Here is a 13964-nt window from a genome sequence, read left to right on the forward strand (position 1 = left end):
TAATGCCGGAAAATGGCGAATCCGCGTCTCGCGTCAGTCGCGTGTTGCAGCAATAGGTACTACTTAATGCGGGACAACGCCGAAGGCTCGACGAGGATGAGCCAGGATGACACACCATCGCCCTGCGCGGGCAGGGCCACCGAGGCGCCCGTCAGAGGAATGCCGGCGCCGGTCGCGAGATCCGTGGCCCGCGCCGGAAGCTCCGGATCGAAGGCTCCGGTGATGCTCCCCGGAGTAGATCCGCCGGGGAGCCGGATCGCACAGAGCAGGTGACGGTCCCCGAGGCTGAGCTGGAAAGCGGGGTTCCGCTCCCCCTGCCCGCCCCGCAACGGTTGTGGTGTAAGTCGCGTCAGCACACCGTCGCGAACGAACGGGGCGATGGTCGATCTGAAGAGGTCGACGTGGACGGCGAGCCGTTCGCACAGTTCCGCCCTCAGCTCGGGCAGTCGAAGTGAAACACCGAAACGCTGCAGCATGGCGGCGCGCAGTGTGGTGTCGAAGTCGTCGGCACTCAGGGCGGCGAAGTCGAGCTGCGAGGGAGCGTGGTCCCCGCGCCATTGCGACCAGGACCAGTGCAGCATCGCCGCCGGCGGCAGCATCAGGCTTGCCGCCCAGAACACCTGCAGGTGGTGTTCCGTGTAGTCGGGATCCGACAGGAACGAGCAGTGCACATGACGGGCAAGGCCGAGGTCGATACGCAGTCCGCCCGAGGCACAGGCTTCCAGAACGACACCGGGATGCCTCGCACGGAACGCATCGAGGACCGAGTAGAGGCCCTCGTAGTGGCGGAAGAGGCCGTCGGCTGCGCCGTGCCCGTGGTCGGTTCGCGTGCAACCGGCTCCGGGGTCGATGTTGAAGTCGAGCTTGAGCCAGACGGCATCCATGTCGTCGACCGCGCGATCGAGCGCGTCGGCGACGAAGGCACGGCCCGCTTCGGAGCCGAGACAGACGTAGCCGAGGAACGTCGGATCGTCCGCGTCGACCGATACGGTGTTGGGCTTGTAGGTCGGCGTTCCGGGTTCGCGGGTTCGCGTGTCGCCGAGCGCAACGATATCCGGACGCGTGCGCCGCACGACCGCGGCCGCACCGATCGCTTCGCCCTCGAGCCAGATGCCGGGCCTGGCGCCCACGTTCCGGATGGCGCTGCCGAGTTCGCGTAGGCCGCTCGGGAAGCGCTCGGTGTTGACCTCCGCCCAGTCGCCGCGCTGTTCCTGCCAGTCGCTCGCCGCATCCGGAGCGCCGAACCACCCGGCATCGACGGTGACCACCTCGATGCCGAGCCGGGCGGCGACGGAGGCGTTGTCGACTATCACTTGTTCGGTGACCTCGGCGTCCTCGTACGGCCACCAGTGGTTCCACTCGACGGGCATCGCCTCCGAGACGACGGAGCGGGGAATCCACCCGCGCCCGACCGCGCCGCTGAGGGCGACGGACGCGTGTTCGAGCGTGTCGGCTACGGCGACCACGACCGATGGGGCAGTGACCGCGGCACCCGACGGGACTACGGTCGAGAATTCCCACGGGTTGATACCCGCGGTGAGCTTCAGCGAGCCTGTCGAGGGAGCGACATCGATGTGCCAGTTTCCGCTCCACGCGGGCGAGACGACGACCGCCGCCGCATCCGAATGCAGACCCAGCCACGGGTGCCGACCGTGCGACGAACGGCCGGAGAAGGAGCCGATTGCAATCCCCTCCCCAAGCTTTCGCGCCTCCGGCACGAATTCCTCGCCCCACGACGAGGTGAAGGACAGGACGTTCCATTCCGCTGCTCCGAGTTCAGCGGCGAGCGGGTCCATCAGCGAGACCTCGCACGACTCCGAGCCGTCATTGGTGATGGTGAGCCTGAGCTCCCAGACACCCGAGGACGCGGGGCCGGTCGGCCCGACGGGCCTGGCGGACCAGACCGCGGTGAGTGCGCATCCGTCGATCCCGCCCGCCACAGTGAATGTGCCGTCGTCGGCCAGATTGACGACGGGTGGTGCGCTCGTCGACCAGGACCGCTCCACGCCCATGCACCGCACGGCGACGGTCGCCAGGTTCTCGAGGACCGCTCGGCCGGCGACGGTGATCGCAGCGAGGGCACCGGGCCGCAGGACGCCGAGCGTTCCGTAGCTCTCCTCGAGGCGGTCGTCCAAGGCCGTCATCGGCTGATCCCGGCCGCCATGCCCTGCATGACATAGCGTGACGCGAACACCAGCAGGATGATCGGTGGAAGCGACGTGATCAGAAGGCCGGCCGAGATGAGGGGCTGGTCGGTGACGAGGCGGGTGCCGATATTCGCGAGGGTCGGCGTGATCAGCGCCTTGGAGTTGTCCGACAACAGGATGTACGCGAACAGCAGTTCGTTCCACATGGCTAGGAACTGGAGCACGGCGACCGTCGCAACACTCGCACGCCCGATCGGCAGGACAACAGCGATTATCGTGCGGAAGAAGCCGGCGCCATCGAGCTTGGCCGCCTCGAGCACGCTGTCGGGAATCGCCTTGAAACTCAGCGTGAGGAAGAAGACGGTGAACGGCAGGCCGGTCGCGATGTAGACCAGGATGAGGCCAGCGAAGCCGTTGACCAGTCCTAGGTCCGAGAGCAGCAGGTAGACCGGGATGATGAGCACCTGGCTCGGGATCAACATCACGGAGACGAACGTCGCGTTGATGTACCGCGCCCCAGGGACGGGGAGCTTCGCGAGCGCGTATCCCGCGAGAGCGGCCACAACGATCGTGAACAGTAGGGCCGAGCCGACCACGAAGACGCTGTTTAGCAGCGCCTGGCCGACGCCGTAGTTGTTCCACAGGCTGATGAAATTGTCGAACGTGATGTGATCGGGCAGTCCGAACGGATTCCGAAGGTAGTCGGCGTTGGTACGAACGGATGCGATGGCCAGGAACACGACCGGATACACCACGGTCGCCGCGATGACGAGGAGCAGGATGAAGACGGGCAGCCGTGCGCGCTTGTTCAGGGTGGCGCTGGTCTCGGATGTGCGGGACCGCGAACGGACCTTGGTCGCGTACGGCTTGTCGGTGCGAATCGTCGTCACGTCAGTCCTCTTCCGAGACTTTGAAGACCTTGACCTGCAGGATTGTGAGCAGGCCGATGAGGAGGAACACGAGCACGGCCAGCGCCGCTCCGGAACCGAGGTCGGAGCCGGAGAACGCCTTTAGGTAGATCAGGTAGTCGAGCGTCGTGGTGTCGTATCCCGGGCCGCCCGCCGTCATCACGAAGATGAATCCGAACAGCGCAGAGAAGGTGTAGAGGATGTTGATGATGAAGACGAAGCCGAGCACGCGGCGGATGTTCGGAAGCGTAATGTGCCACAGCCGTTTCCACCAGCCGGCCCCGTCGACCGCGGCCGCTTCGAACACGGCGGGGTCGATCGCCGTGAGGCCGCTGAGCACGATGAGGGCCTGGTAGCCAAAGCCGCTCCAGACCAGTGCGAGCACTATGACGCTGATCGCGAGGTTGGCGTTGCTGAAGAAATTGATCGGATGGCCGCCGACGGCTGTGATCAGCGCGTTCACCGGCCCGTTATAGCCGAATGTCGACTTGAACATGATCCCGATGACGGCGGCGGAGAGCACGGACGGGATGAAGAAGACGACGCGGAAGAACTTCCAACCGCGCACCCGCTCGAACAGCAGCACCGAGACCAGGATCGCTGCGAAGACCACGAGTGGAACCGAGATGAGGAACTTCAGGTTGGTGAGGAAGACGCCCTGCACGATCGGGTCGGCGACCAGGTCGAGGTAGTTACCGAGTCCGCGCCAGACGTAGCTGACCCCGTTCGATTTGTTGAGCGAGATGTAGAGGTCGAAGACGACCGGGTAGACCATGACTCCGAGCACGATGATCAGCGCCGGGGCGACGGCGGCTAGGCCGATCAGCCTTTGCTTCCGCCCCCAGGACGGGCGCTTGCGACGCACGGCTCCCGCTCCGGGTTTCGGCGAAGGCGACACCTGGTCGCGTTCCACCTCCGGGGCGCCGGCGCTGACCATCGGAACACTCATTACTGCGCGCTTTCCTTCTTGAACGCCTGTTCGATCGTCGATACGGCCTGCTTCGGCGTCGTGGTACCGAGGAAGGTCGTCGCGTTGACCTTGTAGAACTGGTCGATGACCGGCTGCGCCATCACGTTGTCGAACGGATACACGCGGTTGTCGATCTTCTTGAGACCAGCCGCCTGCGCCTTGAGGAGCGGGTTGGTGATGACCGACGGATCAGCCTTGTTGCTGTTGGACGCCTCGGTCTGGGACAACTTAACGTATAGGTCGATGGTCGAGGGCTTGGCCAGGTACCTGAGGAAATCCTTCGCGGCTTCCGGGTTCTTGGAGTACGACGTGATCGACACCGCGACGTTCGGGCCGCCGGCGAGGGTGGCCGGGTACTTCGCGCCGTCGAGGACCGGGATCGGGAAGGCGCCGACGTTGTCGCCGAGCGACTGAGTGAGCCCCGCGTTGTCCCAGCCACCGCTGAAGTACATCGCGCCCTTGCCCTGGACGAACCCCGCCAGCGAGTCCGCGTTGCCGACGCTACCGGCGTCCGGGTTCGTCAGCCCGTCCTTGTACAGCTGCGCATAGGCGGTGTAGGCCTTGACCATCGTCGGGTCATCGATCGGGATCGCGCCGCGGTACATTTTGGTGAACGTGTCGGGCCCGAGCTCGCTCCCGGCCAGGGCCGCGATAACCCACGCGCCGACATAGCCTTCCTGGTTGGCGACGAAGAACGGCGTCTTGCCAGCCGCCTTGACCTTCTTGGCCAGGTCGAGCAGGCTGCTCCAGTCCGCAGGCGGCTTGGACATGTCGACTCCGGCGTCCGCCATCGTCTTCTTGTTGTAGTACACGTAGAAGTAAGAGCCGGCGCCGATCGGGAGGGCATCGAGCTTGCCGTTTGGCTTGTAGCCCTGACGAACGGTGTTCCAGCCAGAGAGGTCGCTCATCGTCCCCTTGTCGAAGACTCCGTTGAGGTCGAGAAGAAAATCGGAGAACGAGATCGTGTTGCCGCCCGCGAAGCTGACCCGGATGTCCGGACCGTTTTTAGCAATCGACGCGGCCTGGAACTGAGCGGACGACTTGCTGATGTCGCCAGAGGTCTCCACGACCTTGATCGAAACGTTCGGGTTCATCTTTTCGTAGGCCGCGACGGCCTGGGTGAGGAATGAGTGGTCCTTGTCGACGACTCCTTTGTCCGACACATGGTTGAGCAGGGCAGGATCCCAGATCACCAGGTCCGTCTTTCCGCTTGCGTTCGCGGCGCCACACCCTGCGAGTGCGGCGATGACTGCGCCGGCCAGCAGGAGTACGCCGAGGCGTCGTGCCTTCATAACATCCTCTTTTTCGTCTTTGATTGCGAGAGTCCTGAACGGCATTGGTACGCACCGTCGCGAACACGTGAAAGTAATAGTACTACATATGTTTTCGGCTTTACAGGACGGATGTGCTCAGCGCCGGGCGCGCAGCCCATCGTCGTCATATAAATACGACTAATCATCGAGTTAGAAGCTGGCGAAAGCCGCCGCTATCGGCGGTCGGCAGACGCGCGGTCGTCCACCTGCCCGAGGGCTTCGATCAGGGCTGTCTTGCCCTCCAGCACCACTGCCAGCATCGCATCCGTCGCCGCTGTGGGGTCACCGCTCGTGATGGCGGTGAGCACCTCCCGGTGTGAACGGGCGTCCGCGGCGAAGTCGAAGTGGTTGTGCTGGGCGTTCTGCTGCACCTCGAATGTGAGCCGCATGAAATCGGCGACCAGCTGGCCGAAGCGCTGCAGAAGGTCATTGTGGCAGGCCGCATAGACCGCCATGTGGAATTCGACGTCGCTCGCCGCGTATTGGTCGGGGAAGTCGACCTTGGCGGCCATCTCGGCGTGCGCGTGCTCGAGTCGCCGGAGATCGGGCATGGTCGCGCGGACAGCAGCGAGCTTGGCGGCCGCGGGCTCCAGGATCTGTCGCAGTTCGACCAGGTCGCGCATCGCGTCCCCCCCGAGCCCTTGTGCCAGGTGCCACGTGAGCAGGTCGCTGTCGAAGGCGCTCCACAGCTCGCGCGGGCGTACCCGGGTGCCGACGCGCTGGCGGGTCTCGACCAGTCCCTTGGCGGCAAGAACCTTCATCGCCTCTCGCACCGAGGTGCGGCTAACGCCGTACTCGTCGATCAGCTCGGCCTCGCGCGGCAGGATCGCACCCGGCTGGTACCGGCCGCCGACGATCGCCTGCCCGAGGCCGTCGATCACCCGTCCCTGCTGGCCGCGGATGTTGTATCCGGAGCTCTTCCCCCGGGAATTCGGAGCTGCTGGGCCCGGGCCGCCGTTGTTCATAGTCATTTGGCGACCGATACTATCGGTACCTCCGGCGATGAGTAGACGGAGACGCCGTCGATCTCGATGTCAACCGCGCGGAGATAGGGAGCCACCGCGTCCAGCTCCACGGTCATTCCCAACCCGGGAGCGTCGGGGATATGGATCTGACCGTTGCGGTCGGGCAGCAGGTGGTTGGCCGTGATCCGCGTCGCCAGCTCGCTCGGGCCCGCGGGATACTCACAGATGCGGTGCTCCGCGAGCCCGGCGAACGGCTGCAGCGACGCTGAGAGAGCCAGGTGCGACGTGAAGGTGTGGTTGACGAACGTCACCCCTCGGGCCGCCGCGTAGTCGGCGACGGCCTTCGCCGGTCCGATCCCGCCGATCCGCCCGGTGTCGATCTGAACGAACCTGACGCCGCCGTGGTCGATCAGGTTACGGGCCATGTGCACATTATGGGCGCCTTCACCGCCCGCGACGCCGACGGACCCGCTGCGGGCGCCCAGGGACGAATACGCGGAGTACGCCTCGGCGTGAAACGGTTCCTCCAGCCAGACGACGCCCGCTTCCTCGAGAGCCGGGATTCGCGCTGCCGCTTGGCCCACGTCCTCACCCCAGATCTGGCCGGCGTCGATGAGCAGGACTGTCTCCGCTCCGATGCCTTCCCGCGCCGCCTGCAGCTGGTCGCGGTCGCTCTCCACACTTACTTCGCCAAAGCCTGCCCAGCCGAGCTTGACGGCGCGGAAGCCCCGGGCAACCGCATCCCGTGTCCGCTCCAGCGTCTGCTGGGGCGTGTCCCCGAAGAGCATCGAAGCATACGGCGTCTTCGCGTGGACCCGCTCGTATCCCAGCAGGCTCCAGACCGGGACAGAACGTGCTTGGCCGAGCAGGTCCCACAGCGCCATCTCGATGCCGGAGAACGTGTGCGCGGCCTGGAGGAGGTCCATGCTTCTGCGCGAGACGCCGGCCGCGATCCGCGCGATGTCGGCCGGGCCGTCGATGCGCTCGCCGAGCACCGATGCTGCGACCGGCTGGCAGACGCCATGGGACCTCGGCGTGATGAACGCGGCGATGGAGGTGAGCGGTGACGCCTCGCACTCGCCCCAACCCTGCACTCCGTTGTCCGCGGTCACGCGCACGAGCAGCGCATCCTGGCTTCCATCCGCCTCGAGCGTGATCTCGGGCATGGCGAGATAGAAGAATTCGACGGCATCGATACGCATGGAGGGCCAATCGTCAGCAGGTGCCCGGACGTCCACGACTCCGGGGAAGGATCTCTACAGGGTAGCAATAAATACTACTTTTGTAAAAAGCCTTTCAACGAGTATCCGATCCGGAGCGGATCGCCGGGCCGGACGTCGACGGCGGTGGCATACCCCGCAGCGGAGATGGGATTGGATGCGGTCGACACTGCTTCGGCCAGGTCGAAGGCGGATGCGATCGGCTCGATACCCAGGCCGCGATAGCGCCCGCCCCACGGCTCGTCCTGCAGCGCGCGGTCGGAGAGCCAGAGCTGCACGGACGGGAGGATCGAGCGGTCCCAATCGATCTCGACACCCGCCGCCTCGTCGTCGAAGACGGCCCGCACGGGCCCCTGCATCCCCGCCAGCTGGACGACCTCCTCGGCGGGCTCCCCGAACGGCACGTGCGCGAAGTCCTCCACGCCAGCGAACGTCAGCACCTCGTGGAGGTGGGAGAACCGGCGAGCCGGCACCACCTGCGAGCGGCCGGGCGGCACCGGGGACGGGTACGTGAAGCCGGTGTCGAAGTCGGCCTGGAGACGGAGCGCCCGCGGGCGATCCGGCAACCTCACGATCGGGTGGAGTCCGACGGACGTGCGCGTCGGACGGCGGGCTGTGATGACCAACGATAACTCCAGCGCGGGTTGTCCTTGAACACCGTCGATCCGGCGCTCCAGGCGCTCGATGTCGTGACCTTCCGGAAAGTCGAAGCGCAGCGTCACTCCGTCGTCGCGGAGCTCGGCGACCTCCCAGTCGCCGTCCGCCGGCATACCGTGCGGGGGCCGGTTCGTCGCGCCGTCAATGAGGCCGGCCCACTCACCGACGACGTCGGGCAACAGACCACCTTCACCGAACGGTACGCACACGAACTCGGCTCCTAGCATCCGGAGATGACCTGGAAGGGAAGGCATGTCCGACGGCCCCCAGGGGGCGCGGGCGAACGGATCGAAGAGTCGGCCCTCAAGGTCGAAGACACAGCTCGTCAGCATCCCAGCAGTCAGCGATACCTCCGCCCTTCCGTGCGACCAGACGAACGCCGGATTCGTCATGAGGGCATCGCGAAGGCGGTGGTCTCGACGCCGGGCACGGCCGTATCCACCGCGAACAGCGCGCCCGAAAGGGGCGCCCTCTCCGCACCGTTATACGGGTCCTTCGCCGTGGTGACGTACAGGCGGGACAGGTCGGATCCGCCGAAGGCCACGCTCGTCACGTTCGCCGTGGGGATCTCGACGTCGTCGACCCGCTGACCGCCGTCGCTCCACCTCGACACCCGCCCGCCGCCCCAGTGGGCGACCCACAGGGCGCCGTCGGCGTCGACGGCCAAGCCGTCGGGCAAGCCGTCGTCGTCGGTGAAGTGGGCGAAGATCCGGCTCCCGGCGACGCGCCCGTCACCGTGGACGTCATAAGCCCTGACGACCCGCTCCACGGTGTCGCTCAGGTACATGACCGAACCATCGAGGGAGAACGCCGGCCCGTTGCAGATGACGAGGCTCTTCACCGCGCTCGTCCAGGAACCGTCCGCGTGTACGACGAACACCTCGGCGTGAGGCTCGGTCTCCGCCTCGTCGAGGGTCCCGACCCAGAGCCGACCCGCGCGATCCACTCCGGCGTCGTTGTAGGCCAGGCCCTGACGTCCCCGCAACGGATGCGCGATGTTGGTCTCGTCCCCTGTCCCGGGGTCGTAGAGCACAGCGCCCTCCCGCTTCACGAGGACGAGCTTGTCGTCGTCGACGCTCAACGCGAGACCCCCGAGCGGGGACTGGCCGGAAACGGGGCGCGCGATCGTCTCCCCTGTGGCGGAGTCGAAGCGGAAGATTGTCGGCACAGCGAGATCGAGCCAATAGAGCTGCTGGGCGCGAGAGTGCCAGACCGCCGACTCACCGAGAGTCGCGCCACAGTCGACGACGAGGTGCGCGGATGCCACGGAGGCTCCCTTCGAAAGGATTTATAAAGTATGACAAAATATTTCGTATCGGCCAAAGGAGCTCCAGCATGCAGAAACACGGACGAGTCGCACTCGTTACAGGAGCCGGAAGCGGGATCGGCGCATCCATCGCAATCGCACTCGCTCGGGAGGAACTCGCTGTCGCCTGTGCCGACCTCGATCTGGAGGCCGCCGAGCAAACAGCGAAGACGATCCTGTCCGCCGGCGGTGCCGCGGCCGCGTTCCAGGTGGACATCTCCGACGACCAAGCGGTCGCAGGGCTTCCGGCAGTCGTCGCCGGCACTCTAGGAGCGGTAGATGTGCTCGTCAATAACGCGGGAATCGGTGGCGAGTCTCCGACGAGCTCGGTGAGCATCGATGATGTCCGCTCGGTACTGCGGATCAATCTGGAAGGATCCGTAGCGGTGACCCTTGCGTTCCTTTCGCACCTGAAGGAGTCAGCGTCCGGCCGCATCCTGAACATCGCTTCTATCCAGGGATTCCGCGGCGCGCGGGACTCCCTCGCCTACGGAGCGTCGAAGGGCGCTCTGGTGAACCTCACTCGCGGCCTCGCCTGCGACCTCGCCGACGACGGGATCCTCGTCAACGCTCTCGCGCCCGGTTTCGTGGACACTCCGATGGCGCGACTGCCCGACGGAGCGACCGAGTATGAGACCGACTGGTTCCAGTCCATCTACGTCGAGAACGCGCGTATCCCCCTTCGTCGTCCCGCAGACCCCGACGAGATCGCCCAGGCCGCACTCTTCTTCTGCTCGCCGCAGAACACTTACGTGACCGGACAGGTCCTCGCCGTCGATGGAGGAATGACCGCCACCTTCTGATAGTCGCGCATGACTCCATCCCGCTCCGCGTTATGCTGTTCCGATAATTGACAAAGGCGGGAATGATGGCCACTGACGAGGAGACCAAGCTGGTCGGAGCCGACCGGGTACTCGCCGTACTCACCGAACTCGCCGAGCATCCCCAGGGCGCAAGCCTCGACGAACTCGCGCAGTCACTCCACAGCTCAAAGTCGACGGTGCACCGGGCGCTCACAGCACTGCGGCGCGCCGGCCTGGCCAGCCAGGTGTCGCGGGGGATATACATCCTCGGCGATGAGTTCCTGCGCCTGGCTTTCCGCAACTATGCTGCGCGGCCGGAGGCTGTCCGGGTCGAACCGGTCCTGCGCGAGCTCGCCCGAACCTACGGGGAGACCACGCACTACGCCGTGCTGGATGGCACCGATGTCGTGTATCGCGCCAAAGTGGACGCTCCGGGAGGTGGTGTGCGACTGACGAGTGAGATCGGCGGCCGCAACCCCGCACATCGCACGGCTGTCGGCAAGTTACTTCTCAGCTATGAGATCAGCAGCGAGCGCGAACTCGAGCGGTGGATTGGAGGTCGCGCGCTCGAGGCGCGGACGCCGAACTCCATCACGTCTGCGTCGGAGTTGTGGGCTCAACTGGAGGCGGCACGGAAGAACGGCTTCGCCGTCGACGACCAGGAGAACGAGCCCGGCGTCAACTGCGTCGCCCTTCCGCTCGGACCCGAGCTTGGTTCGAGCCCCGCCGGCGCCATCAGCATCAGCGCCCTGGCCTTCCGCACTCCGCTGGCCGAATTAGTCGCCGCTGTGCCGCAGATCCGTCAGACCATCGAGGCGAGTGCGAACTCCTGGGACTCAGTTCATTGACTACGCTCCCAGCGCTTAGCCTGCCGTCGCCCGATCCAGCACCTGCAGGACGTGTTCGTACTCGCGGCCGGTCGCGCGGGTCATCCCGAGCTCGCAGGTGCGATTGAGCGACGCATAGGTGGCCGTGTCGGCCGTGACGGCCTCTGCGGCTTCCCGCGCGGTCGCCGATGCGGTGAGTTCCGGGTGGAGCATTCCGCGATCGCCTGCGAACGCGCAGCACCCCCAGTCGTCGGGAACCACGACGCTCTCCGCCGCGGCGGCGGCGACGCGACGCAATGCGCCGTCCAGTCCCAGCTGCGCGGACGAGCAGGTCGGGTGCACGGTGACCGATGCGACTTTGTGAGGGCCCACCGGCAGTCTCGGCAGCACCTCGCCATCCACGAATGCGACGGCGTCGATGACTTCTATCGACTCGGCGCCCGCCGCTTCGAGCAGAATGCGGAGCCCTTCCGTGCAACTGGATGCGTCGCACACGACCGGCAGCGCTCCGTCTCGTGTGGCCCGTCGCAGTGACGCGCCGACCCGCGACTTCATCTCGGCATAGCCCTCGGTTAGGCCTTTCGACTTCCACGGCGTTCCGCAGCAGAGGGATGGGATGTCATCGGGCGTTGAGACTACGATGCCTGCGCGTTCGCAGAGGCGCAGGAACGATTCGCTCACCCCGGTCTTCCCGACAGGGCCGAACATCGTGTTCGTGCAGCTAGAGAAGTAGACGGCAACCGGGTCGGATGCCGCGATCACGCGACGCCGCTTGCCGCCGCGTGGCAGGTCGGCCGAGTACGCCGGAATCGTTTCCTTGCCGAGCAGATTTCGTCCGACGACGGTCGCGCCCTTCGACACCGAACGCGGGAGTGCGTCGGCCACGGTCATCGCGACGCCACCGACAGCACTCACCGCATCCCACTGTCGTGCGGCGGCCTTCCATCCGGCCTGGATGACGGACCCGTTGCCTTCAGCACGCAGCCGCCGCACCAGGTCCCCGGTGTTGATGAGCACCGGGCACGCGGTCTGGCACATGCCATCGACGGCACACGTCTGAACGCCCTCGTACTCGTATTCGGCGCGGAGCTCCTGCGCAAGCGCGTCGTCGCCGGCCGCCTCGGCGTCGACCAGCTCGCGGCGGAGCACGATGCGCTGACGCGGCGTCAGCGTGAGATCCTGGCTCGGGCAGACCGGCTCGCAATATCCGCACTCGACGCACCGGTCCACTTCCGCTTCGACGGTCGGCGCTGTCTTCAGGTCGCGGATGTACGCATCCGGGTCATCCGTGAGAATCACGCCAGGGTTGAGTAGGCCGGAGGGATCGAACAGCTTCTTGATTGCGCGCATGACCTCGTACAGCTCGTCGCCGTACTGACGACGTACGAACGGCGCCATAATCCGCCCGGTGCCGTGTTCGGCCTTGAGAGTTCCTCCCTGCTCGAGGACCAGGGCCACCATGTCCTCCGTGAAGGCGACGTAACGGTCGAGGAGCTCCGGATGATCGAACCGCTCATTGATCATAAAGTGGATGTTGCCGTCTTTCGCGTGACCGAAGATGACGGAGTCCTCGTACTCGTACTTCTCGAAGAGGCGGGTGAGCTCCCGGCACGTCTCGAACAGGCGCTCCACCGGAACGGCGATGTCTTCGAGCAGGGCGGTCGTTCCCGACGGACGATTGCCGGCGACAAGGGTGTACAGGCCTTTCCGGATGTGCCACAGCTGTGCGCGGCGGCTCGCGTCCTCGCTCAGTTCGGCCGGCGCGGCGAGGGTGAGGCCGGTGAAGACGCCAATCGCTTCATTGAGCCGGACAGCCAGGTCGTCCGCGGTCGCCTCCTGGTACTCGACGAGGAGCGCGGCGTGCTCGTGGACGACCAGTTGACGGAGCTCGTCGGTTGCCTCCGGGTCGCGCTGGGCTACGCGGAGGCTCGTCGCATCCATGAGTTCGATCGTCGCGAATCCGGCCTCGACTAGGGCCGGCAGTGCACTCGTCGCGCCCGCGAGGTCGGGGAACATCAGGAGACCGGTGGCGACGTGCGCCTTAACGGGCACCGTGTTGAAGGTCGCCTGTGCGACGAAGGCCAGCGTGCCCTCACTCCCGATGACCAGGTGCTCCAAGATGTCGACGGGCCGGTCGTGATCGGTGAACGAGTTGAGCCCGTAGCCCATTGTGTTCTTGATGGAAAACAGCGATCGGATACGCTCCACCGAGTCCGCATTGCCGCGCACGCGATCGCGCAGGCGCTCGAGCCCGGAGTAGAGCTCGGGCTCCAGCTCCTTCAATCGGTCGTCCGCATCGTGGGAAGCGGTGTCAAGGATCGTACCGCTCGGCAACACCAGGACGGCCGAGTCGAGCGTTCGGTAGGTGTTCGCAACAACTCCGCAGGCCATTCCGCTCGAGTTGTTGGCGACGACTCCCCCAATGGTGCAGGCGATCTCGCTCGCCGGGTCGGGCCCGAGCTTGCGACCTAATCTCGTCAGACGGGCGTTGACCGCCCGAACGGTGGCCCCCGGTCCGGTTCGTACTCGCCAGCCGTCCTCGAGGGCTTCGATCGAGCGGAAATGGCGACGTGTATCGACGAGTATCCCAGCTGTGCCGGCCTGGCCACTCAGGCTCGTTCCACCGGACCGGAAGGTCATCGGCACGCCACGCGTCCGGCTCGCTGCGAACAGCGCGGCCACCTCCTCAGCGGTCGCTGGGGTCGCGACAGCCTGCGGCGTCAACAAGTAGTGCGAGGCATCGTGCGCAGCGGCGAGACGATCGGTGGCGCGCGTAGCGACGGTGGCGCAGGCATCGCTGAGCGCAGCTGTCAGTCCAGCATCGAGTGGCACCAGTCGGTTCATATGT

The 13964-nt window shown here is 65.9% G+C and carries 11 protein-coding genes; 2 read left to right on the forward strand and 9 right to left on the reverse strand.

The genetic code is table 11. From position 1 onward, the window contains the following. Window positions 1-59 precede the first annotated feature (59 nt). The 8 genes from G3T36_RS02560 to G3T36_RS02595 form a co-directional block, all read right to left on the reverse strand. Window positions 60-2144, reverse strand: coding sequence for an alpha-galactosidase (locus tag G3T36_RS02560; protein ID WP_163287842.1), 2085 nt, complete (start codon window positions 2142-2144; stop codon window positions 60-62). Continuing rightward, window positions 2141-3037, reverse strand: coding sequence for an ABC transporter permease subunit (locus G3T36_RS02565; RefSeq protein ID WP_163287843.1), 897 nt, complete (start codon window positions 3035-3037; stop codon window positions 2141-2143). The genes G3T36_RS02560 and G3T36_RS02565 overlap by 4 nt, the downstream gene beginning before the upstream one ends. Window position 3038: 1 nt before the next feature. Continuing rightward, window positions 3039-4004, reverse strand: a complete 966-nt coding sequence (locus G3T36_RS02570) for a carbohydrate ABC transporter permease (RefSeq protein ID WP_163287844.1) — start codon at window positions 4002-4004, stop codon at window positions 3039-3041. After that, window positions 4004-5317 carry an ABC transporter substrate-binding protein gene (locus G3T36_RS02575; protein WP_163287845.1) on the reverse strand — a complete coding sequence of 438 codons (1314 nt, stop codon included), beginning with the start codon at window positions 5315-5317 and terminating at the stop codon, window positions 4004-4006. Before G3T36_RS02575 ends, G3T36_RS02570 begins: the two co-directional genes overlap by 1 nt. A gap of 194 nt (window positions 5318-5511) precedes the next feature. Further along, window positions 5512-6309, reverse strand: coding sequence for a FadR/GntR family transcriptional regulator (locus G3T36_RS02580; RefSeq protein WP_240148231.1), 798 nt, complete (start codon window positions 6307-6309; stop codon window positions 5512-5514). Next, window positions 6306-7505: a mandelate racemase/muconate lactonizing enzyme family protein gene (locus tag G3T36_RS02585; protein ID WP_163287846.1), complete on the reverse strand. Its 1200-nt coding sequence runs from the start codon at window positions 7503-7505 to the stop codon at window positions 6306-6308. The genes G3T36_RS02580 and G3T36_RS02585 overlap by 4 nt, the downstream gene beginning before the upstream one ends. Before the next feature lie 74 nt (window positions 7506-7579). Next, window positions 7580-8359, reverse strand: a complete 780-nt coding sequence (locus tag G3T36_RS02590; protein WP_163287847.1) for a hypothetical protein — start codon at window positions 8357-8359, stop codon at window positions 7580-7582. Window positions 8360-8568: 209 nt separating this feature from the next. After that, window positions 8569-9447, reverse strand: coding sequence for an SMP-30/gluconolactonase/LRE family protein (locus G3T36_RS02595; protein ID WP_163287848.1), 879 nt, complete (start codon window positions 9445-9447; stop codon window positions 8569-8571). Between the two features lie 68 nt (window positions 9448-9515). Between G3T36_RS02595 and G3T36_RS02600 the strand changes: the two genes are divergently transcribed. Continuing rightward, the gene (locus G3T36_RS02600) at window positions 9516-10289 is read left to right on the forward strand and encodes an SDR family NAD(P)-dependent oxidoreductase (protein WP_205244990.1); all 774 of its coding nucleotides are present in this window, start codon (window positions 9516-9518) and stop codon (window positions 10287-10289) included. Window positions 10290-10354: 65 nt separating this feature from the next. Beyond that, window positions 10355-11137 (forward strand): IclR family transcriptional regulator, encoded by a 783-nt coding sequence (locus tag G3T36_RS02605; protein ID WP_240148232.1) that lies wholly within the window; start codon window positions 10355-10357, stop codon window positions 11135-11137. A gap of 15 nt (window positions 11138-11152) precedes the next feature. On the opposite strand, the gene G3T36_RS02610 is transcribed toward G3T36_RS02605, so the two are convergent. Beyond that, window positions 11153-13960, reverse strand: coding sequence for an FAD-binding and (Fe-S)-binding domain-containing protein (locus tag G3T36_RS02610; protein WP_163287851.1), 2808 nt, complete (start codon window positions 13958-13960; stop codon window positions 11153-11155). Window positions 13961-13964 lie beyond the last annotated feature (4 nt).

This window comes from Leifsonia tongyongensis (assembly GCF_010686705.1).
GTDB classification, from domain to species: Bacteria; Actinomycetota; Actinomycetes; order Actinomycetales; family Microbacteriaceae; genus Diaminobutyricibacter; species Diaminobutyricibacter tongyongensis.

Bases quoted from the DNA above. Each gene is read 5' to 3' on its own strand.
- G3T36_RS02600 (WP_205244990.1), top strand. From the start codon at position 9,516: ATGCAGAAACACGGACGAGTCGCACTCGTTACAGGAGCCGGAAGCGGG.
- G3T36_RS02610 (WP_163287851.1), bottom strand. From the start codon at position 13,960: ATGAACCGACTGGTGCCACTCGATGCTGGACTGACAGCTGCGCTCAGC.
- G3T36_RS02570 (WP_163287844.1), bottom strand. From the start codon at position 4,004: ATGAGTGTTCCGATGGTCAGCGCCGGCGCCCCGGAGGTGGAACGCGAC.
- G3T36_RS02575 (WP_163287845.1), bottom strand. From the start codon at position 5,317: ATGAAGGCACGACGCCTCGGCGTACTCCTGCTGGCCGGCGCAGTCATC.
- G3T36_RS02560 (WP_163287842.1), bottom strand. From the start codon at position 2,144: ATGACGGCCTTGGACGACCGCCTCGAGGAGAGCTACGGAACGCTCGGC.
- G3T36_RS02580 (WP_240148231.1), bottom strand. From the start codon at position 6,309: ATGACTATGAACAACGGCGGCCCGGGCCCAGCAGCTCCGAATTCCCGG.
- G3T36_RS02585 (WP_163287846.1), bottom strand. From the start codon at position 7,505: ATGCGTATCGATGCCGTCGAATTCTTCTATCTCGCCATGCCCGAGATC.
- G3T36_RS02605 (WP_240148232.1), top strand. From the start codon at position 10,355: ATGGCCACTGACGAGGAGACCAAGCTGGTCGGAGCCGACCGGGTACTC.